This window comes from Thalassovita sp. (assembly GCF_965218685.1).
Classification (GTDB): domain Bacteria; phylum Pseudomonadota; class Alphaproteobacteria; order Rhodobacterales; family Rhodobacteraceae; genus Thalassobius.
The window spans coordinates 2,515,413-2,534,265 of record NZ_OZ244657.1; the positions used below are offsets into that span (position 1 = coordinate 2,515,413).

22 protein-coding genes and 1 tRNA gene are annotated in these 18,853 nt (G+C 58.9%); 13 read left to right on the forward strand and 10 right to left on the reverse strand.

Annotated features, from left to right (window positions below; all coding sequences use genetic code 11):
- Positions 1-4 precede the first annotated feature (4 nt).
- The 3 genes from ACOQOQ_RS12435 to ACOQOQ_RS12445 are packed head-to-tail and all read right to left on the reverse strand — an operon-like array spanning position 5 to position 1,479.
- Positions 5-586 carry an HD domain-containing protein gene (locus tag ACOQOQ_RS12435; RefSeq protein WP_420567308.1) on the reverse strand — a complete coding sequence of 194 codons (582 nt, stop codon included), beginning with the start codon at positions 584-586 and terminating at the stop codon, positions 5-7.
- On the reverse strand, positions 579-815 hold the full coding sequence (locus ACOQOQ_RS12440; protein ID WP_420567309.1) for a hypothetical protein: 237 nt from the start codon (positions 813-815) through the stop codon (positions 579-581). Before ACOQOQ_RS12440 ends, ACOQOQ_RS12435 begins: the two co-directional genes overlap by 8 nt.
- Positions 816-822: 7 nt before the next feature.
- Positions 823-1,479 (reverse strand): alpha/beta hydrolase, encoded by a 657-nt coding sequence (locus tag ACOQOQ_RS12445; RefSeq protein ID WP_420567310.1) that lies wholly within the window; start codon positions 1,477-1,479, stop codon positions 823-825.
- Between the two features lie 156 nt (positions 1,480-1,635).
- On the opposite strand from ACOQOQ_RS12445, the gene ACOQOQ_RS12450 reads away from it, so the two are divergent.
- From ACOQOQ_RS12450 to ACOQOQ_RS12495, 10 genes are all read left to right on the forward strand, one after another.
- Entirely contained in the window at positions 1,636-2,097 is a 462-nt protein-coding gene (locus tag ACOQOQ_RS12450) for an Rrf2 family transcriptional regulator (RefSeq protein ID WP_420567311.1), read from the forward strand.
- Complete coding sequence (locus ACOQOQ_RS12455; RefSeq protein WP_420567312.1) at positions 2,097-3,140, forward strand: cysteine desulfurase family protein; 1,044 nt, start codon at positions 2,097-2,099, stop codon at positions 3,138-3,140. Before ACOQOQ_RS12450 ends, ACOQOQ_RS12455 begins: the two co-directional genes overlap by 1 nt.
- A 27-nt stretch (positions 3,141-3,167) precedes the next feature.
- Positions 3,168-4,691 (forward strand): Fe-S cluster assembly protein SufB, encoded by a 1,524-nt coding sequence (sufB, locus tag ACOQOQ_RS12460; RefSeq protein ID WP_420567313.1) that lies wholly within the window; start codon positions 3,168-3,170, stop codon positions 4,689-4,691.
- A gap of 33 nt (positions 4,692-4,724) precedes the next feature.
- Positions 4,725-5,039 carry a heavy metal-binding domain-containing protein gene (locus ACOQOQ_RS12465; RefSeq protein WP_420567314.1) on the forward strand — a complete coding sequence of 105 codons (315 nt, stop codon included), beginning with the start codon at positions 4,725-4,727 and terminating at the stop codon, positions 5,037-5,039.
- A gap of 117 nt (positions 5,040-5,156) precedes the next feature.
- Positions 5,157-5,912: a Fe-S cluster assembly ATPase SufC gene (sufC, locus tag ACOQOQ_RS12470; RefSeq protein ID WP_420567315.1), complete on the forward strand. Its 756-nt coding sequence runs from the start codon at positions 5,157-5,159 to the stop codon at positions 5,910-5,912.
- Entirely contained in the window at positions 5,912-7,201 is a 1,290-nt protein-coding gene (gene sufD / locus ACOQOQ_RS12475; RefSeq protein WP_420567316.1) for a Fe-S cluster assembly protein SufD, read from the forward strand. Before sufC ends, sufD begins: the two co-directional genes overlap by 1 nt.
- Positions 7,201-7,698 (forward strand): YIP1 family protein, encoded by a 498-nt coding sequence (locus ACOQOQ_RS12480; protein WP_420567317.1) that lies wholly within the window; start codon positions 7,201-7,203, stop codon positions 7,696-7,698. The genes sufD and ACOQOQ_RS12480 overlap by 1 nt, the downstream gene beginning before the upstream one ends.
- A 4-nt stretch (positions 7,699-7,702) precedes the next feature.
- Positions 7,703-8,275, forward strand: a complete 573-nt coding sequence (locus ACOQOQ_RS12485; RefSeq protein ID WP_420567318.1) for a YIP1 family protein — start codon at positions 7,703-7,705, stop codon at positions 8,273-8,275.
- A 3-nt stretch (positions 8,276-8,278) separates the two neighbouring features.
- Positions 8,279-9,499 (forward strand): cysteine desulfurase, encoded by a 1,221-nt coding sequence (locus ACOQOQ_RS12490; protein ID WP_420567319.1) that lies wholly within the window; start codon positions 8,279-8,281, stop codon positions 9,497-9,499.
- 73 nt (positions 9,500-9,572) lie between these two features.
- Positions 9,573-9,649 (forward strand) — tRNA-Arg (locus ACOQOQ_RS12495).
- Between the two features lie 29 nt (positions 9,650-9,678).
- On the opposite strand, the gene ACOQOQ_RS12500 is transcribed toward ACOQOQ_RS12495, so the two are convergent.
- The 5 genes from ACOQOQ_RS12500 to ACOQOQ_RS12520 form a co-directional block, all read right to left on the reverse strand.
- Positions 9,679-10,194 carry a hypothetical protein gene (locus tag ACOQOQ_RS12500; RefSeq protein WP_420567320.1) on the reverse strand — a complete coding sequence of 172 codons (516 nt, stop codon included), beginning with the start codon at positions 10,192-10,194 and terminating at the stop codon, positions 9,679-9,681.
- An 11-nt stretch (positions 10,195-10,205) separates the two neighbouring features.
- A complete protein-coding gene (locus ACOQOQ_RS12505) occupies positions 10,206-10,895 on the reverse strand; it encodes a hypothetical protein (protein WP_420567321.1) in 690 nt (229 codons plus the stop codon).
- A gap of 194 nt (positions 10,896-11,089) precedes the next feature.
- Entirely contained in the window at positions 11,090-12,049 is a 960-nt protein-coding gene (locus ACOQOQ_RS12510) for a glutathione S-transferase family protein (RefSeq protein WP_420567322.1), read from the reverse strand.
- Positions 12,050-12,058: 9 nt separating this feature from the next.
- Positions 12,059-12,877: a 4,5-DOPA dioxygenase extradiol gene (gene ygiD, locus ACOQOQ_RS12515; protein WP_420567323.1), complete on the reverse strand. Its 819-nt coding sequence runs from the start codon at positions 12,875-12,877 to the stop codon at positions 12,059-12,061.
- Between the two features lie 74 nt (positions 12,878-12,951).
- Entirely contained in the window at positions 12,952-13,368 is a 417-nt protein-coding gene (locus ACOQOQ_RS12520; RefSeq protein WP_420567324.1) for a DoxX family protein, read from the reverse strand.
- Between the two features lie 150 nt (positions 13,369-13,518).
- Here ACOQOQ_RS12520 and ACOQOQ_RS12525 point away from each other — a divergent pair, with 150 nt between their 5' ends.
- The gene (locus ACOQOQ_RS12525; protein WP_420569770.1) at positions 13,519-14,415 is read left to right on the forward strand and encodes a LysR family transcriptional regulator; all 897 of its coding nucleotides are present in this window, start codon (positions 13,519-13,521) and stop codon (positions 14,413-14,415) included.
- Positions 14,416-14,471: 56 nt separating this feature from the next.
- Entirely contained in the window at positions 14,472-15,464 is a 993-nt protein-coding gene (locus tag ACOQOQ_RS12530) for an LLM class flavin-dependent oxidoreductase (RefSeq protein ID WP_420567325.1), read from the forward strand.
- On the opposite strand, the gene ACOQOQ_RS12535 is transcribed toward ACOQOQ_RS12530, so the two are convergent.
- Positions 15,445-16,170: a glutamine amidotransferase gene (locus ACOQOQ_RS12535; protein WP_420567326.1), complete on the reverse strand. Its 726-nt coding sequence runs from the start codon at positions 16,168-16,170 to the stop codon at positions 15,445-15,447. The genes ACOQOQ_RS12530 and ACOQOQ_RS12535 overlap by 20 nt on opposite strands.
- 152 nt (positions 16,171-16,322) lie before the next feature.
- The gene (locus tag ACOQOQ_RS12540; protein WP_420567327.1) at positions 16,323-16,892 is read right to left on the reverse strand and encodes a YcbK family protein; all 570 of its coding nucleotides are present in this window, start codon (positions 16,890-16,892) and stop codon (positions 16,323-16,325) included.
- Between the two features lie 333 nt (positions 16,893-17,225).
- Here ACOQOQ_RS12540 and ACOQOQ_RS12545 point away from each other — a divergent pair, with 333 nt between their 5' ends.
- A complete protein-coding gene (locus tag ACOQOQ_RS12545; protein ID WP_420567328.1) occupies positions 17,226-18,839 on the forward strand; it encodes a L,D-transpeptidase family protein in 1,614 nt (537 codons plus the stop codon).
- Positions 18,840-18,853: the final 14 nt, after the last annotated feature.

Genomic DNA, 18,853 nt, shown 5'->3' on the forward strand with positions numbered 1-18,853 from the left:
GCGGTCAGCCCTTCGCCACGAGAAACGCGCGGATTTTTGGGGCGATCCAGTCCCACAATCCGGGCGCGCCATGGGCGATCTTTGCCCCGACCTTGGTGGCGACGGTGTCAAAATCCACGTCATATTCCACCCAGCTGCCCCCGCCCGAGGCAAGGTTCTGGTTGGGCGGTTGGAACCGGTCCAGTGATTTGGCAAATTTGGCGTCGGGGCTCTGGTTGTCTTCGAATTCCTGCCACAGGGCCCGCAATTGGGTGCCCTGATCCCCGGGAAGCATACCGAAAATCCGGTCTGCGGCGGCCTGTTCCTGCGCTTCGGTTTCGGCAATGTCATGGGTGCCGAAAATCGGCGCATCGCCAGCGTCGATTTCAACAAGATCATGCAGTAAAAGCATGCGGATCACGCGGTTGATGTCCACCCCATTGGGGGCGTGTTCGGCAAGCGTCAGGGCATACAATGCCAGATGCCAGCTGTGCTCGCCCGAGTTTTCGCGCCGCGAGGCGTCGCACAGCAGGGTTGCGCGGGTCACCGTTTTAAGCTTGCAGGCCTCGGTCAGAAAGGCCATCTGCGCGTCCAGACGCTCAGTCATTCCCCGACTGCGCTTTCAACGCGGCCTCGATCTTGGCGTTCAGCATCTGCCGGGCACGACGTTCGGCCAGACGCACGCGCACCGCGGTCAAAAAGGCCTCTTGCGTGGTGGTCGAACTGTCGCCCAGCGATTTGCCGATCTGGTCTATCAGCGTTTCGTCGCCCAAGGTCTCGGCCGCTTCGATCGCGTCCTTGGCAAGGGCGTCGGCAAGATCTTCGGTGATCCCCATGCTGGCCTCAGCGTGTGGTTTCGGTCAAACGGCGTTTCACATAGGTGGTGACATTGCCGATCATGTTGTCCATCTGCTCTTCTTTTTCAAAGAAGTGCCCGGCGCCTTCGATCTCTTGATGCGTGATGGTGATGCCTTTTTGTTCGTGCAGCTTGCCAACCAACGACGCCGTATCCGCAGGAGGGGCCACGCGATCGGCGGTGCCGTTGATGATCAAACCCGAGCTGGGGCAGGGCGCCAGGAACGAGAAATCATACATGTTGGCGGGCGGTGCGACCGACACAAATCCGGTAATCTCGGGGCGGCGCATCAGCAGCTGCATCCCGATCCAGGCACCAAAGCTGAAACCGGCGACCCAGCAATGCTTGGAATTGCTGTTCATCGATTGCAGGTAATCCAGCGCCGAAGCGGCGTCAGACAGCTCGCCCACACCCTGGTCATATTCGCCCTGGCTGCGGCCAACACCGCGGAAGTTAAAACGCAGAACCGTGAAGCCCATGTTGTAGAAGGCGTAGTGCAGATTATACACCACCTTGTTGTTCATGGTGCCGCCAAACTGCGGATGCGGGTGCAGGACAATGGCGATCGGGGCGTCACGGTCTTTTTGCGGATGATAGCGACCTTCCAGCCGACCTTCGGGACCGGGAAAAATAACCTCGGGCATATGTCTTGCGTCTCTCCTCGCTGGGCCGTTCATTCTTGACAAATTTGGTCAAGCTGCTTAGAACGGTTCTAATTCTTCCCTGGCAGGGCCAGTGGGCTGCAATGCAGATAAGCCTTGTAGGCCGTATCGTCAATCAATTCACGAGGGAATCGAGGCGTGAAACTTAGCACAAAAGGACGATATGCGATGGTTGCGCTGGCTGATATCGCTCTGCAACCGGCGCAAACGCTGGTTTCCTTGGGCGATATCTCGAAGCGGCAGGACATTTCCTTGGCCTATCTGGAACAACTATTCGTCAAGCTGCGCCGTGCGGGGCTGGTGGAATCGGTGCGTGGTCCTGGTGGTGGGTACCGTCTAGCGCGCCCGCCAAGCGAGATTCGCGTGGTCGAGGTGCTAAGCGCCGTGGATGAAACCGTGGATGCCATGCACAAGGGCGCTGGCGCCAGCGGCGGGGCCTCGGGCAGCCGTGCGCAATCAATGACCAACCGCTTGTGGCAAAGCCTGAGCGCAAATGTCTATGTCTTCTTGCATAACGCACGTCTTTCGGATGTGATCGACAACTCTCTGGCGCCGTGTCCGGCAGTGCCCGGTCTTTTCGCGGTGGTGGACGAGGACTGATGTCGCGGGTCTATCTGGATCATAATGCAACAACCCCCATGCGCCCCGAAGCCAAAGCAGCGGTGATTGCGGCCATGGACGTTGTGGGCAACCCGTCCAGCGTGCATGCCGAAGGGCGCGCCGCAAAGGGATTGGTTGAACGCGCGCGCGCGCAGGTATCGGCGGCTTTGGGGGCTGACGGGGCGGATGTGATCTTTACCTCGGGCGCGACCGAGGCCGCTGCGTTGATCTGCGCGGGCCGGGGGCTGAAGGGCGCTGCGGTCGAGCATGATGCGGTTCTGTCTTGGATAGATCCGGTGCTGCTGGTCGATGCCGATGGGCGCGTGACGGTCGAGGAACCGGCGGGCTCAACGTTGCAGCTGGCCAATTCGGAAACCGGTGTGGTGCAGGACCTGCCCGATGGGTTGGCCGTAAGTGATGCAACGCAGGGTTTCGGCAAGATACCGTTTGCCTTCAACTGGTGTGGTGCTCAGGCGGTGCTGGTCTCGGCGCACAAGCTGGGTGGCCCCAAGGGGATCGGCGCGCTGGTGGTCAAGCGGGGCACCGAAGTTGCCGCTCAGCTGAAAGGCGGAGGTCAGGAAATGGGCCGCCGCGCCGGCACCGAGAACATCCCCGGCATTGCTGGCTTTGGCGCAGCGGCCGAGGCTGCGGTCCGTGATCTGGCGAATGGCCGCTGGGACGAAGTGCAGGGCTTGCGTAATTTGTTGGAAGAGGCCATTGAGGCCGAGGCGAGAGATACTATTTTTGTCGGGAAAGGTGCAAAGCGTCTTCCCAATACTGCGTGTTTTGCAACGCCCGGCTGGAAAGGCGAAACACAGGTTATGCAATTGGATCTTGCGGGGTTTGCCATTTCGGCGGGCTCGGCCTGTTCCTCGGGAAAATTGCGTGCCAGCCCGGTTTTGCGGGCCATGGGCTATGACGAAGAGGCTGCCAAGGGCGCGATCCGCGTTTCACTGGGGCTGGAGACGACAAAACAGGACGTGCTGCGCTTTGCTGAAAGCTGGCTGTCCAAACAACAGAAGTTTCGTGCCCGCGTGGCATGAGACAAAGACGCGAACAAGAGGTGCATCATGGCTGCTTTGGATCAAAGCGACGTTAAAGAAGGGGTTGACCAGGAAACGGTCGATGCCGTGCGCGAAGTCGGCGGCAAGTACAAGTACGGCTGGGAAACCGATATCGAGATGGAGTACGCGCCCAAGGGTGTGAACGCCGATATCGTCCGGCTGATCAGCAGCAAGAATGACGAGCCCGAATGGATGACCGAATGGCGTCTGCAAGCGCTGGAGCGGTGGACCAAGATGGAAGAGCCCAAATGGGCCATGGTCAGCTATCCCGAGATCGATTTCCAGGACCAATATTACTATGCCCGTCCCAAATCGATGGAGGAGAAGCCCAAGTCGCTGGACGAGGTCGATCCCAAGCTGTTGGCGACCTATGAAAAGCTGGGCATCCCGCTGAAAGAACAGATGATCCTGGCCGGTGTCGAAGGCGCCGAGGATATGCCCGCCGAGGGCCGTAAGGTTGCTGTGGATGCGGTGTTCGACTCTGTCAGTGTTGGTACCACATTCCAGGCCGAGCTGAAAAAAGCCGGCGTCATCTTCTGCTCGATCTCCGAGGCGATCCGCGAACACCCCGAACTGGTCAAGAAATACCTGGGCACCGTGGTGCCGCAGTCGGATAACTATTACGCCACGCTGAACTCGGCCGTGTTCTCGGACGGCTCGTTCGTTTACGTGCCCCCCGGTGTGCGCTGCCCGATGGAGCTGTCGACCTATTTCCGCATCAACGCCGAAAATACCGGTCAGTTCGAACGCACCCTGATCATCGCCGACAAAGGCAGCTATGTGTCCTATCTGGAAGGCTGCACCGCGCCCCAGCGTGACACCGCGCAGCTGCACGCGGCCGTGGTCGAGATCATTCTGGAAGAAGACGCCGAGGTGAAATACTCGACCGTTCAGAACTGGTATCCCGGTGATGAAGAGGGCAACGGCGGTATCTACAATTTCGTGACCAAGCGGGCCGATTGCCGCGGGGATCGCTCCAAGGTGATGTGGACGCAGGTGGAAACCGGCTCGGCAGTGACCTGGAAATACCCGTCCTGCATCCTGCGCGGCGACGAAAGCCAGGGCGAGTTCTACTCGATCGCCATCGCCAACAACATGCAGCAGGCCGATACCGGCACGAAAATGGTGCATCTGGGCAAGAACACCAAGTCCCGCATCGTGTCCAAAGGTATCAGCGCCGGCAAGGCGCAGAACACCTATCGCGGGCTGGTGTCCATGCACCCCAAGGCCAAGAACGGGCGGAACTACACCCAATGTGACAGCCTGCTGATCGGCGATAAATGCGGGGCCCATACGGTTCCCTATATCGAGGTCAAGAATAACTCGTCCCGCGTCGAACACGAGGCAACCACCTCCAAGGTGGATGACGATCAGCTGTTCTACTGCCGTCAACGCGGCATGGACGAGGAAGAGGCCGTCGCGCTGGTTGTGAACGGGTTCTGTAAGGACGTGTTGCAGGCGCTGCCGATGGAATTCGCCATGGAAGCACAGCAGTTGGTGGCGATCTCTCTGGAAGGGTCCGTAGGTTAAGTTTGGCCTGTATCATGTTGAAAAGGTGCTAAAATGATCATTACTACTACTCCTTCGATCGAAGGTCGCAGTATTACCGCCTACAAGGGCATCGTCGTGGGCGAAGCCATTATGGGCGCCAACGTTGTGCGGGATCTGTTCGCCAGCGTCACCGACATCATCGGGGGCCGCTCGGGTGCCTATGAATCCAAGCTGCAGGATGCCCGCGACACGGCCCTGCGTGAGCTGCAGGAACGCGCTGCCATTTTAGGTGCCAATGCGGTCGTCGGCGTGGATCTGGATTACGAAGTTGTCGGCCAGTCAATGCTGATGGTCTCGGCTTCGGGCACCGCAGTGATGGTTGAATGAATTAAGCGGGGCGCAGGCCCCAAGGAACAACGGCCTTGCCCCTGGAACGCGCTAGAAAACAGCCAGGGATCCAGGCCAGACAGCGCAGCAATGCGCAGTGATTGAAAAGGGAAAAACATGCTGGAAATCAAGAACCTGCAGGTCAAACTTGAAGAAGAAGACAAGCAGATCCTGAAGGGGGTCGACCTGTCAATCGAAGCGGGCTCGGTCCATGCGATCATGGGGCCCAACGGGTCAGGGAAATCGACGCTTTCCTACGTTCTGTCCGGCAAGGATGGCTATGAGGTCATCGACGGCGAAGCAACCTTGGAAGGCGAAGACATTCTGGAAATGGAGCCCGAAGAGCGCGCCGCAGCCGGCTTGTTCCTGGCGTTCCAATATCCGGTGGAAATCCCCGGTGTGGGCAACATGACGTTCCTGCGGACGGCCGTGAATGCGCAACGCAAGGCGCGCGGCGAAGAAGAGCTGTCGGCAACCGATTTCCTCAAAGAGGTCCGCGCCAAGGCCAAGACCCTGAAAATCGACGCGGACATGCTGAAACGTCCGGTGAATGTTGGCTTCTCGGGTGGTGAGAAAAAGCGGAACGAGATCCTGCAAATGGCTATGCTGCAGCCAAAGATGTGCATCCTGGACGAGACCGACTCGGGTCTGGATGTGGACGCGATGAAGCTGGTGTCCGAGGGCGTGAACGCGCTGCGCGACGCGGGCCGCTCGTTCCTGGTGATCACCCACTACCAACGTCTGCTGGATCACATCAAACCTGATGTGGTGCACATCATGGCTGCCGGTCGCATCATCAAATCCGGTGGTCCCGAGCTGGCCCTGGAAGTCGAGAAGAACGGCTATGCCGACATCCTGGCGGAGATCGAATAATGGCAGCGCTGCAGGCAAAACTCGAGGCGACACAGACGCGTCTTGCCGATGTCTCGTTGCCGGCTTCTGGCGGCTGGCTAGCCGCGGCGCGACAGGATGCCTTGGCGCGCGTGCGTGCCATGGGTCTGCCCGTGCGCCGGGATGAGTACTGGAAATACACGCGTCCTGACACTCTGACGGCGCAGGTGGCCCCCGCAGCCGCCCTGTTTGATACCGGCGACGAAATTCCTGTTTTCAACGATGTGGATCGTCTGAAGCTGGTCTTTCAGGACGGCGTCTTTGATGCCGAGGCTAGCGACGACTTGACCCTTGAAGGGATCGAGATCGAACGTTTGGAAACCGCAGGCGCTGCAGATATTCATTGGGCCAAGGACAGCTATGGCGTGCTTGAAGCAAACGGTCAGGCCCCGGTCGAACGTCCGCTGGCCGCGCTGAACACCGCTTTGGCAACCGATGGTGTGCTGATCCGGGTTTCTGCGACCCCCAGCAAGCCGGTCAGCCTGGTCTACATTCATGGCTCGGACAGCTCGGACGCGGTGTTGCACCACGTTGTTAAGGTCGAGGAAGGTGCCTCGTTCACCTTGCTGGAAAACGGCCCCGCCGCTGCGCGTTTCAACAAATGCATGGAGGTCGAAGTTGCCGACAAAGCGCAATTCCACCATGTCCGCGCTCAGGGCCGCGACCACGAACGCCGTGCCGCCACCCATATTTTTGCCCGTCTGGGCACCGAAAGCGTGTTCAAAAGCTTTACCCTGACCGCCAATGGCGTGTTGACCCGCAATGAATGCTTTATCGAGCTGCTGGGCGATAACGCCGTGGCGCATGTGGCCGGCGCTTGCATGGGGGATGGCGATTTTCATCACGATGACACGGTTTTCGTGACGCATGACGCGCTGAACTGCGAAAGCCGCCAGGTGTTCAAGAAAGTGCTTCGCAACGGGGCGACTGGCGTGTTCCAGGGTAAGATCCTGGTGAAGGCCGGCGCTCAGAAAACCGATGGCTACCAGATCAGCCAATCGCTGTTGCTGGACGACGACAGCCAGTTCCTGGCCAAGCCCGAGCTTGAGATTTACGCAGATGACGTGGCCTGTTCGCACGGCTCGACCTCGGGGGCGATCGACGAAGATGCGCTGTTCTATCTGCGTTCGCGCGGAGTGCCGACGCACGAAGCGACGGACCTTTTGGTTCTGGCCTTCCTTGCCGAAGCCGTTGACGAGATCGAGGCCGAAGAGCTTCGCAACGAGATCGTCAGCCGTCTGGAAGGCTGGCTGGAGCGTCGGCGCGACTGATGGGTGTCACCTCGGACATAGTTACCAGCTATCGCCGGCCTGGGCGCGTAGTTGCGCGTCTGCTGCAGATGGGGCAACGCGAAGATCGGGCGCTGGCCATCCTGATGGCCGGTTGCACCGTGGTGTTCGTCGCGCAATGGCCGCGACTGGCGCGTCAGGCGCATCTGGACCCCGAGGTAGAGCTTAACATGCTGTTGGGCGCCACTTTGCTGGCCTGGGTGATGATTGCGCCACTGCTGTTGTATGCGCTGGCCTTCATCTCTCATCTTGTGGCCCGCGCCGCAGGAGGCAAGGGTACGGGATATGGCGCGCGGATTGCGCTGTTCTGGGCGCTGCTGGCCTCGTCTCCGCTTTTGTTGCTGCAAGGGATGGTTGCGGGTTTTATTGGGGCCGGGGGCGCCCTGACACTGGTTGGTCTTATCTGGCTGGTGGTATTTCTGTGGTTCTGGATTTCAGGGCTGAGGCAGGCTGAATGGCCGCCCGCTCAGAAGGGATAAGGCAATGATTCCCCTAAAGGAATTGGCGATCGAGACGATCCGTACTCCGCGCAAGTCCGCTGAACGGATATTGTCGCTGGAGCTGCGCCCCGAGGCCATCTGGACAGCGCTTGCGCTGGTCGCGGTACTAAACGCTTTGTTGTTTTCTGCATCGGTCACTTTGCTCGAGGCTCGCGTTGGCATCGTGTCCGGCTTTAACCTGCCATTCCTGTATCTTGCGCTGATGGTGGCCGTTATGGTCATCGGTTCGATGGTCTTGGCGTGGATCGGCCAGCTGATGGGTGGGCGCGCCAGGTTAATGGATCTGCTGCCGCTGGTGATCTGGCTGCAAGCTTTGCGCGCGGCCGCCCAACTGGGTGTGATCGTGGTGATCTTTGTGTTGCCGGGGCTGGCGGATATGGTTTCGTTGATGGTTGGGCTCTATGGGCTGTGGATTCTTGTCAATTTCATCGACGTCGCCCAAGGGTGGCAGTCGCTTGGAAAATCCATCGTGACGATGCTGATTGCCGGCTTTGGCTTTGCATTTGGACTTTCTCTTTTTCTGCTCCTGATCGGGGCCGGTGGTACAGGATTCTGACCCATGTATGACATCGAAAAAATCCGCTCGGATTTTCCCATTCTTGCACGAGAAGTGAATGGCAAGCCGCTGGTTTATTTGGATAATGGTGCAAGTGCACAAAAGCCCAAAGCGGTGATTGATGCGGTCACCAATGCCTATCGGAACGAATATGCCAATGTGCATCGCGGACTGCATTTCCTGTCGAATCTGACCACCGACAAGTACGAGGCCGTGCGCGGCATCGTGGCGAAATTCTTAGGTGCGCCGGACGAGGACGAGATCGTTTTCAACTCGGGTACGACCGAGGGGATCAACCTTGTCGCCTATAGCTGGGCAATGCCGCGGATGCAGGCAGGGGACGAGATCATCCTGTCCGTGGCAGAGCATCACGCAAACATCGTGCCATGGCATTTCCTGCGCGAGCGTCAGGGCGTCGTGCTGAAATGGGTGGACACTGAACTTGATGGGTCTCTGGATCCGCAAAAAGTGATCGATGCCATCGGTCCGAAAACCAAACTTGTGGCAATCACTCAATGTTCCAATGTGTTAGGAACCATTGTTGATGTGAAAACCATCTGTCACGCCGCCCGCGAAAAAGGCGTTCCGGTGCTGGTTGATGGCTCGCAAGGGGCGGTGCACATGCCGGTTAACGTGGCCGACATGGGCTGCGATTTCTACGCGATCACGGGGCATAAACTGTACGGTCCTTCAGGCTCGGGTGCGATTTACATCCGCAAGGAACGCATGGCCGAGATGCAGCCCTTTCTGGGCGGCGGTGACATGATCAAAGAGGTCAGTAAGGACGCGGTATGCTATAACGACCCGCCTATGAAATTCGAGGCAGGCACGCCGGGGATTGTCCAGACCATCGGCATGGGCGTCGCGCTGGAATACATGATGGGCATCGGGATGGAGAACATCGCCGCGCATGAAGCAGAGCTGTCCAAATACGCGCTACAACGTCTGTCCGGTATCAACTGGCTGAACCTTCAGGGCACGGCCCCTGGCAAGGCGGCGATCTTCTCGTTCACGATGGAAGGCGCAGCTCATGCGCACGACATTTCCACCATTCTGGATAAGAAAGGTGTGGCTGTGCGGGCAGGGCATCACTGTGCCGGCCCCCTGATGGATCATCTGGGCACCCCGGCGACCTGCCGCGCCTCGTTCGGGATGTACAACACCAAGTCCGAGGTCGACGCACTGATTGACGCGCTGGAACTTGCGCACGATCTGTTTGGTTGAACACGAAAATTTCCAAAGCCCGGGTGCGTTACGGATTGCACCCCGTCCGGGCTTTGGGTAAAGACGCCAATAGGCACCCGTAGCTCAGCTGGATAGAGCGCTGCCCTCCGAAGGCAGAGGCCAGAGGTTCGAATCCTCTCGGGTGCGCCATTTCCCTGGAAAATTGCCGACACCGCGCGTTAGTCGCACAGGAATTCGGCTTGCTCTTGCAGGTTGCGGTTTTGGCCGCCTTGCGCGCCGGATCCGTACCACCATTGTCCGCTCGAGCGCCAAATACGGTGCGTGCGGCCGTTGTTGCATTGGATCTTGCTGGCGCGCTTGTCTGTACCGGACACACGTCCCCCATCCGTGATCGAACGAACCCCTTTGCTGGGTCCCGACGAACTCGCGGATTTCGACGGTTTACTTGACGTACTGCCCGAGCTTGAAGGGGCGTCCGCTTCGGGGGCGGCCGAGTTATAGGTCCCGTTACGGCGGGCTTCCTCGGCTCGTTGACGGGCGCGTTCCTGGGCGAGTTTGCGGCGCCGTTCGTCTGCAGCCCGCTCTTGCTCCAGCCACTCGGCGTTGCCCTTTTCAATCTTGTTGAACGTGCTGTTGCCCTGCTGGACCAGGGCGCCAAGGTTGCCGGCCCCGGCGGGCACAGCAACGATCAGCCCGCACAGCAGGACAGCGGTAGAGGTCAGTTTGTTACCCATTCCAGCCTCCGTTACCGCGGTGCCCGTGGGGCGCTTTGCACGATATTCCCCGAGCGATTCTTGCGGTTGCCCTTGCTTTTGAAGGCCTCTTTGGACTGTTTCAGGGTGCAGGCCTTGTCGAAATCGCGGGTCACGGCAACTGCGGGGCCATAGTTGACCGCGTTGATGTAGCGATCACCATATTCGACAACCATGAAAGGTTTGGAGCGGATGGCGATGACGTCCGAAAAAGCTTCGACACGGGTCGCGGCCCAGTCGCTGGAGTAGCGGCCAATAATGGTGTCCGCGCGGGTGGTGCTGCGGATGCGGATCTTGGGTTCGGCGTAAATATCAACGCTGTAATTGTTGCCCGGGTGCAGAACGAAACGGTATCCTTCGCATGCGGTGCCTTCCAGGCTGACGCCCCCGGTTTTGACACCCGGCTTGCCCTTGTCGACGGTCTCCATCAGCAGTTTGGTCGCCGCATAGATATACAGCGGCTGGCCCTTTGCCTTGACGGCCTGTGCGGCCTCGGAATTGCCCAGCGACGCGGTGAAGCGCATCGGCTGCTTGGCGTATTGCGAGGTGCCGTTGATGTTCATGAAGCTGGTTTGTGCCCGGCCGAACGAGACATCCTTGGCATCGCCCAACACAAGATTTGCGGAAACGCCGCCTTCGCTCCAGAGCGAGGGTTTAGACGATCCCCCTGTGGGGGCGGACATGCAGGCGGAAAGAAGAGAAGCGGAAAGAAGGGCGATCGGAAGAAAAGTGCGGTGCATAGAAACCTTGCAAGTATTTGACATTAACATAAAGGCGAAAAAAGCCTTCCAGGCACTATACTTGCGCGTATTCTCCGCGCAAACGAAATATCCGTTTCTAGGGAAAAACCGCCCCGGGGCAGGGGGCAGTTCTTGGTTTAGCCAGCGATCAGGCCGGCAACATGGCGGGGCAGGGCCGGGACGATCCCGTTGGGGTTCAAAGCCTTGATCGAGTAGTAGCCTTTTGTGATGTGATCCAAGTTCACTGTTTCCTGGATGCCGGGCAGACCCAAAATACGCTCCATATAGGCCGAGAGGCGCGGATAGTCCTTGATCTGTTTCCAGTTGGTTTTGAACAGCCCGTGATAGGCGGCATCGAAGCGTATCAAGGTAACGAAGACGCGGATGTCGGCCTCGGTCAGCTGATCCCCAAGCAGGTAGGGCGCGGTCAGGCGCTGTTCCAGCATGTCCAGCGTGTCGAATACCGTTTCCACGGCCTCGTCATAGGCTTGCTGCGACGAGGCGAACCCGGCCTTGTAAACCCCATTGTTGAAGGGCTCGTAGGTGGCAGTGTTCAGTGCGTCGATCTGGGGGGCCAGATCTTCGGGATACAGGCGATAGTCCGAGGGCACCAGGTGTTCAAACGCGGTGTCGAACATGCGCAGGATATCGGCGCTTTCGTTGTTCACCATGACGTTTTGATGCGTATCCCAAAGAACAGGCACTGTCGCGCGACCGGTATAGCCGCCATCGGCGCGGGTATAGATCTGGTGCAGGAAATCCGCTCCAAACAGCGGGTCCGTTTCTGCGCCGGGATAACCGCCAAAGGACCAGCCTTCATCCGTCAGGGTCGGGTTGACGATGGTCACGGGGATCATCTCTTCCAGTCCCTTCAGTTTGCGCGCCATCAACGCGCGAGAGGCCCAGGGGCAGATAAAGGCCACATACAGACGATAGCGGTTCGGCTCGGCTTTGAAGCCTCCGGTGCCGGTGCGGCCTGGGGCCCCGTCAGGTGTGATCCAGTTCCGAAAGCCTGAAACCTGGCGGACAAACCGGCCGTCCTTGTCGGCCTTTTGCACCGGGTTCCAGTCCTTGGTCCATTTTCCGTCTACAAGCATGTCCGTCCCCTAGTGGAAAATGAAGCTGCGCATCGAAACCGAAGCGATGTCGATCGAATCGTTCATGAAGGTAAGCTGGTCCTTGTCGTCGGCCGCACCTGCAATGGTCAGCGCGGGCAGATAGTGGTCCACCGAAGGGTGTGCCATCTGCAAAAGGGGACCCAGTGCCTTGCGGTCGGTGATCAGCTGATGATCGCCAATTTCAAGGCTATGAGCGAAGATGCTGTCGAACTCCAACGCCCAGTCATAGGGGCGGCCACCAAAGCGCATGGCGCGCAGGTTGTGAACGATGTTGCCCGACCCCAAGATCAGAACGCCGCGGTTGCGCAGTTCGGACAGGGCCTCGCCGATTTCCAGGTGGTGCGGCAGGTCCTTGGTCATGTCGATTGACAGCTGGAACACGGGCACGTTTGCCTCGGGGTACAGGAACTTCAGCACGGTCCAGGCACCATGATCCAGGCCCCAGGTGTCGTCGCCCTCGACATGGTGGCTGGCCAGCAGGCTTGCCACCTCTTTGGCCAGATCAGGATGGCCGGGGGCAGGATAGCTTTCCTGGTACAGCGCGTCCGGGAAGCCGTAAAAATCATAGATGGTCCGCGGAAAGGCCGAGACATCCACCAGCGTCGAGCCGCGGGTCATCCAGTGCGCCGACACAACCAGGATCGCTTGCGGACGCGGCAGGGTTTTGCCCAAGGCAGTCCAGCTGCGCGAATATTCGGTGTCCTCGATGGCGTTCATCGGGCTGCCATGGCCCAGGAACACGACCGGCATCCGGTCCGAGGTGCGAAGGCTGTCTTTGAGGTTTTGCAGCGATTGTTTGATGCTCATCGGTCTGCTCCTTTTGTAAGGGGTTTGGGTTTGCAAAGGGCCGCGCAAACCACGCGGCCCCGTTGGTTGTTTGATTAAGCGGCAGCTTTTTTCAGTTTCAGCGGGTAGAGCGCATAGGCGCCATCCCCCAGCAGGGCCAACGATGCCTGGACAAGGGCCCACATCGCCGGGTATTCCCAGCCGCCACCTTGGTTGGTCCAGCCAAAGCCGGCGCCCCAGTGTGCGAAGATCACGGCGCCCAGCAGCGGGAAGACCAGCGCGGCCGACACAAGGCGGGTTGCGATACCCAGGATAAGAGCCGCGCCACCTGCGATCTCGGCGATCATGGTCAGGTAACCCAGCCAACCGGGCAGCCCCAGGCTTTCGAAGAAACCAGCGGTACCGGCGGGGGTGAAGACCATCAGTTTCAGAAGGCCGTGCTGGATAAACAGAACACCCGTGGTGATACGAAGAACAAGGGCAGCATAAGGAGCGGTTTTGTTGTCAATCATTGTCTTGGTCCGTTTGTTGATGCGACCCTTGGGGCCGCGGTGATGAGTGGTTGTTGTTCTTATGGGCCAGAAGGTGCGCTTTTCCTTGAGGGAATAAAATGGCGATGATATGGAATGAATATCGCCAATATGTTCCTAAAGGGGGCCGATGTGGATCTGATTGACGGGCTTCGCGCCTTTGTTGCTACGGCCGAGACGGGCTCTTTCACCGCGGCGGCGGATCGGTTGGGCATTTCGAACCGGTTAACGTCGAAATACGTGGCCGAGCTTGAGGCGCGCCTTGGTACCCGGCTTTTGCAGCGCACCACGCGCAAGGTCGGGTTGACGGCTGCCGGGCAAAACATGCTGGCGCGCGCCCCTGCACTATTGGACGAAGTAGAAGAGATGCTGTCCGAAGTGTCCGAAGGCACGCGGGGTTTTGCAGGCGTCCTGAGAATCTCGGCCCCGGTGACCTTTGGCGAGGTCTATGTCCAGGATATGCTGGCGCGCTTTGCCGCTGACCACCCCGAACTGACGATCGACCTGCGCCTGAACGATTCCCACGTAGATCTGGCCAGCGAAGGGATCGATCTGGCCTTTCGGATCGGCACCTTGTCGGTGTCTTCCCTCAGGCAGCGGCGGATCGGGTCAATGGCCACGCAGGTGGTTGCCGCGCCAGCGTATCTGGCCGACCATGGCACCCCAAAGGTGCCACAAGACCTGTTGGATCATACGTGTATCGCAGACACGAACCGGGCCGCTGCGACGCGCTGGAGCCTTCAGAAAGGTGGCAGAACGATGATGGTGGATGTGCGCACGCGGTTCATGGTCAACAGCGCTCGGGTTGCGCGGGACCAGGCGATCAAGGGGATGGGAATCGCGGCCTGTCCCAGCTTTGCCCTGACCGAGGCATTGGACAAGGGCCAATTGGTTGAGGTTCTGCAAGATTGGCGCCCTGACCCCTTACCGGTTAGCGCCGTCTATCTTGAGGGCCGCACGCTGCCGCGCAAAGTGCGCGCGCTGATCGAGTTTGCCTATCAAGACGCCAAGCGGGTCGCCCTGCGATAAGGCTGGACGCGGAACGCTTCTGCGCTAATGTCAGGCCACCAACCAAGGAGCGCCTGATGATCCCCTTTTCCGTGCTGGACCTATCCCCTGTCCCGGATGGGCACAAGATTTCCGACGCCCTGTCAAACACCGTAGACCTTGCGCAAGAGGCCGAGGCAGTCGGGTATAACCGCTTTTGGATGGCCGAGCACCACAATATGCCGGGTATTGCCAGTGCGGCGACCTCGGTTCTGATCGGACATGTCGCGGGCCAGACCAAACGGATGCGAATTGGCGCGGGCGGGATCATGTTGCCCAACCATGCGCCACTGGTGATCGCCGAACAGTTCGGCACGCTGGCAACCTTGTACCCTGATCGGATTGACCTCGGGCTGGGACGCGCGCCCGGCACTGATGGCGTGACCATGCAGGCTTTGCGACGGAACATGTCGGGGCCGGATCGGTTTCCCCAGGACGTGATGGAGCTGGTACAGCTGTTCCAGGACCCCACACCTGAACAACAGGTCCACGCCTTTCCGGGCGAAGGGACGCATGTGCCGGTATGGCTGTTGGGCTCGTCTTTATATGGCGCGCAGCTGGCGGCCTATCTGGGGCTGCCCTACGCCTTTGCCTCGCATTTCGCGCCCGCGGATCTGGATCAGGCCGTGCATGTTTACCGGACGACGTTCCAGCCCTCGCGATTTTTGGACAAGCCATATTTCATGCTGGCCGTGAATGTCTTTGCGGGCACTGATGATGACGAGGGCGCATATCTGCGTAGCTCGATGCAGCAGGCCTTTGCGCTGATGCGGGTGGGCAAACGTGGCAAGCTGCCTAAACCGGTTGAGCGGATCGAGGATCACATTGATCCAGTGATGCTGCGCTCGGTCAACCAGCAGCTTTCGGTCTGCGCTTATGGCGGCCGCGCACGTGTGGCCAGTATGTTGGAAGAGCTTATTCAGAAATATCAGCCAGACGAGCTGATCCTGAACGGGCAAATCCACGACATTGAAAAACGCATCACCTCGTTCAAGATCGCGGCAGAAATCCTTAGCGCCCGTAGCGCTTAACGAAGTTGCGCAAGATGCGTTCGGGCGCATGCACGTCCGCAGCGCGGCACATGGCGATCAGGCTGTCGGCCTCGTCCGGGTGGAAATAGCCCTTGTTCTTGTACAGACGGATGCGCAATTCAAACCCGGCGCTGTCGGCTTCGGGGTGGAACTGAGTGGCATAGACATTCTGCTTGTAGCGGATCATCTGAAACGGGCAGGGGTCCGAGGCCAGCAGGTGCACTGCGCCGTCGGGCAGATATTGCAAAGCTTCCTTGTGGCCAACAAAGGCCAGAAATTCGTCCGGCACACCGTCCAGCATGGGATCGGCCGCAGTGATCTTGCAGTTGGTGGGGCCCACGGGTTCGCCATATTGTTCTTTGGACACGCTGGCACCCAGGTGATGCCCCAGGATGCCGATGCCATAACAGCAGCCCATGAAGGGGATGTCGTTTTCGGTGATCTGCGGCATCAAAGACAGGATTTCGGCCTCGATCTTGGCCTCGAGCGGGTCCTTCTTATCGATCGGGTCGCTGACGCAACCGGGACCGCCGCCGACGATGACACCCGAGTAATCCGACAGATCCAGTTCGGGCATGTCCTCTTGCTCCAGCCGGATGCGGTGGGTCTGCTCTGCCGTCAAACCACCCTTGGCCAGAAAGGCCGCGTATTCATCATCCGAGGCTTCGGTCTCAGGGCGCAGTTGCAGGATCAGGAAAGGTTTCATCGGCGGATCTTTCGCATGTTGCGGCTGGGCAGGAGATAAAAGATCGCAGAGTTATAGGAAAGCGCTAACTTCGTCGCGCCAGATCATGTGTGGCAAACAAAAAGACCCGTCGAAATACCGACGGGCCTCTGAAATCTTAATGGCAGCCAGTATTACCGGCCCCAGCTGCGCACCACACCGCAATCCATATGAACAAAATTCGAGCGGCTGTAGCGGCCAACCCCACCAGCCTTGCAGCTGGAGGCCGCGCGGTAGATCTGGCTGACCGAGCGGGACGCAAGGCGCAGGTCAGCGGCTTGGCCTTTCATATGCAGGGAATTCTTGGCAACCGAACGCGATTTCGAACGCAGCATCTGGTTGGTCTGCGGGCTGCGATAGCCCGACAGCAACAAGTAGGGCTCGTTCACGTCCAGCAGGTTGTGGGTCGCTGCGATGATATCCAGGGTGCGGGTATCCATCGACTTGGTGCCGTTGGTGCGCCAGTCACGCATGAAATAGTTGATCTCTTTGAGGGCGTCCTTGACGTACTTACCCTCGATCCAATAGATCATGTCGATTTTTTCACCGGTCCGACCCGAATACATACGAATGCGGCGAATGTCGCCGGATCCACGCAGGAAGCCTGCCGCATTGGAAAATGTCGGAGCCGCGGTTACAGCGGTAGCTGCGAATGCGCCCAGTAACGCACGTCGCGAAATGCTCCTCGAGCAATCTGTCGTCATATTAAGCGCCGTCCCGTCGCTTCTTGTCTGGCCGCGATGTTACGCGGCACCTGCCTTGTCATCCCCCAGATGCACGGGTTTTATTACACAAGTTTTCCCCGTGACCAACGTCGATTTTTATAAAATTGTCTAATTCAAGGGGCTTCGGCGAAATTTTGCTGAAAATCTTACTGTGTGGCAAACTTGCGAAACCAGCGCCGAAAACTGCGCCCTGATTACATCACTGGTCACAGAAGCTTTTCTCCTGAGGCAAATGTGATTAGACAGGGGCGTCATCCATTTGTGACATTAAGACAAAATAACGCGCGAATAGAATTTGAAAGGGACGAGATCATGCTGCTGCTGACCCGTTCCGGCTTGGTCCGGTATATTGGTGCAACCCTGGTTGCGGTTTTTATTTTGGCATTTGGGGGCGTGCAGGCGCAGGCCCAGGATATGGCCTTCAAGCAAGCAGTGGCCGAGGCCGCCGCGCTGGACCGTGATATAGCCGAATTTTACCGTGATTCCGGGTATGCCCCGGTTTGGACCGGCAAACAAGGAACGGACCGCAAACGGCGCAATGCTCTGATCAAGGCTTTGAACTCTGCGCCGCTGCACGGTCTTCCGGCGGACCGTTACAATGCGGCCGAACTGACGCAGATGCTGAAATCCGTGCGCAGCCCACGTGATCTGGGCAAGGTCGAGGTCGCGATGAGCAAGGCGTTCATCTCGTATGCCCGCGACGTTCAAAGTGGAATTCTGACGCCCTCGGAAGTTGACAGTGACATCAAACGCAAGGCGCCGCTGCGCGACCGGAAATCTTATCTGACCGCCTTCGTTGACAGCAATCCGGCGAAATTCATGCGGGCGCTGCCGCCTCAGACGGGCGAGTATGCACGCCTGCTGAAGGCACGTCTGCAGATGGAACAGGTTGTGTCCAAGGGGGGCTGGGGCCCCAAGGTGCCCGGCAAAAAGCTCGAGCCCGGTGACAGCGGCAATGCAGTCGTTGCCCTGCGCAATCGTCTGATCGCGATGGGCTATCTGAAGCGCTCGTCCACGCGCAGCTATGATGCGACGATTACCAAGGCAGTGCAAAAATTCCAGGCCGCACATGGCTTGGCCGATGATGGTGTTGCCGGTGCCACTACGTTGCAAGAGATCAATGTTACTGCTGAAAGTCGCCTGAAATCGGTGTTGGTCGCGATGGAGCGGGAGCGTTGGTTCAACCGCGAGCGGGGCAAGCGCCACGTACTGGTTAACCTGACCGATTATACCGCTAAGATCATGGACAATGGCAAGGTCACCTTCCGTACGCGCTCGGTTGTGGGGGCAAACAAGCATGATCGCCGCAGCCCCGAATTTTCGGACCTGATGGAGCATATGATCATCAATCCGACATGGAATGTGCCGCGCTCGATCGCGGTGAAAGAATACCTGCCGATGATGCAGAAAAACGCCAATGCTGCCGGTCACCTCAAGCTGCTGGACGGCAGCGGGCGTTCGGTCAGCCGCGCGAATATCGACTTTAGCCAGTATGACGAAAAGAACTTTCCGTTCGACATGAAGCAGCCTCCGTCGCGGTCGAACGCGCTGGGTCTGGTGAAGTTCATGTTCCCCAATCGCTATAATATTTACCTGCATGACACCCCCGCCAAAAGCCTGTTTGCCCGCGAAACCCGCGCCTACAGCCACGGCTGCATTCGTCTGCAACAACCCTTCGAGTTTGCCTATGCCTTGCTGAAACCGCAAAGCAGCAACCCCAAGGGCGAGTTCCACGGCCATCTGAAAACCGGTCGCGAAACACAGGTGAACCTGGAAACCAAGGTACCCGTGCACATCATCTATCGCACCGCTTTGACCACCGCGAAGGGCCAGTTGGAATTCCGCCGTGACGTCTATGGTCGTGACGGACGAATTTGGAAGGCTCTGGCCAGCGCAGGGGTGGCATTGGGCGCCGTTCAGGGCTAAATCTGCCGCCAGAG

What these genes read in the sequence shown, in the direction of transcription:
- ACOQOQ_RS12435 (WP_420567308.1), bottom strand. Translation starts at nt 586, where the DNA reads ATGACTGAGCGTCTGGACGCGCAGATGGCCTTTCTGACCGAGGCCTGC.
- ACOQOQ_RS12440 (WP_420567309.1), bottom strand. Translation starts at nt 815, where the DNA reads ATGGGGATCACCGAAGATCTTGCCGACGCCCTTGCCAAGGACGCGATC.
- ACOQOQ_RS12445 (WP_420567310.1), bottom strand. Translation starts at nt 1,479, where the DNA reads ATGCCCGAGGTTATTTTTCCCGGTCCCGAAGGTCGGCTGGAAGGTCGC.
- ACOQOQ_RS12455 (WP_420567312.1), top strand. Translation starts at nt 2,097, where the DNA reads ATGTCGCGGGTCTATCTGGATCATAATGCAACAACCCCCATGCGCCCC.
- sufB (WP_420567313.1), top strand. Translation starts at nt 3,168, where the DNA reads ATGGCTGCTTTGGATCAAAGCGACGTTAAAGAAGGGGTTGACCAGGAA.
- ACOQOQ_RS12465 (WP_420567314.1), top strand. Translation starts at nt 4,725, where the DNA reads ATGATCATTACTACTACTCCTTCGATCGAAGGTCGCAGTATTACCGCC.
- sufC (WP_420567315.1), top strand. Translation starts at nt 5,157, where the DNA reads ATGCTGGAAATCAAGAACCTGCAGGTCAAACTTGAAGAAGAAGACAAG.
- sufD (WP_420567316.1), top strand. Translation starts at nt 5,912, where the DNA reads ATGGCAGCGCTGCAGGCAAAACTCGAGGCGACACAGACGCGTCTTGCC.
- ACOQOQ_RS12480 (WP_420567317.1), top strand. Translation starts at nt 7,201, where the DNA reads ATGGGTGTCACCTCGGACATAGTTACCAGCTATCGCCGGCCTGGGCGC.
- ACOQOQ_RS12485 (WP_420567318.1), top strand. Translation starts at nt 7,703, where the DNA reads ATGATTCCCCTAAAGGAATTGGCGATCGAGACGATCCGTACTCCGCGC.
- ACOQOQ_RS12490 (WP_420567319.1), top strand. Translation starts at nt 8,279, where the DNA reads ATGTATGACATCGAAAAAATCCGCTCGGATTTTCCCATTCTTGCACGA.
- ACOQOQ_RS12500 (WP_420567320.1), bottom strand. Translation starts at nt 10,194, where the DNA reads ATGGGTAACAAACTGACCTCTACCGCTGTCCTGCTGTGCGGGCTGATC.
- ACOQOQ_RS12505 (WP_420567321.1), bottom strand. Translation starts at nt 10,895, where the DNA reads ATGTCCGCCCCCACAGGGGGATCGTCTAAACCCTCGCTCTGGAGCGAA.
- ACOQOQ_RS12510 (WP_420567322.1), bottom strand. Translation starts at nt 12,049, where the DNA reads ATGCTTGTAGACGGAAAATGGACCAAGGACTGGAACCCGGTGCAAAAG.
- ygiD (WP_420567323.1), bottom strand. Translation starts at nt 12,877, where the DNA reads ATGAGCATCAAACAATCGCTGCAAAACCTCAAAGACAGCCTTCGCACC.
- ACOQOQ_RS12520 (WP_420567324.1), bottom strand. Translation starts at nt 13,368, where the DNA reads ATGATTGACAACAAAACCGCTCCTTATGCTGCCCTTGTTCTTCGTATC.
- ACOQOQ_RS12530 (WP_420567325.1), top strand. Translation starts at nt 14,472, where the DNA reads ATGATCCCCTTTTCCGTGCTGGACCTATCCCCTGTCCCGGATGGGCAC.
- ACOQOQ_RS12535 (WP_420567326.1), bottom strand. Translation starts at nt 16,170, where the DNA reads ATGAAACCTTTCCTGATCCTGCAACTGCGCCCTGAGACCGAAGCCTCG.
- ACOQOQ_RS12540 (WP_420567327.1), bottom strand. Translation starts at nt 16,892, where the DNA reads ATGACGACAGATTGCTCGAGGAGCATTTCGCGACGTGCGTTACTGGGC.
- ACOQOQ_RS12545 (WP_420567328.1), top strand. Translation starts at nt 17,226, where the DNA reads ATGCTGCTGCTGACCCGTTCCGGCTTGGTCCGGTATATTGGTGCAACC.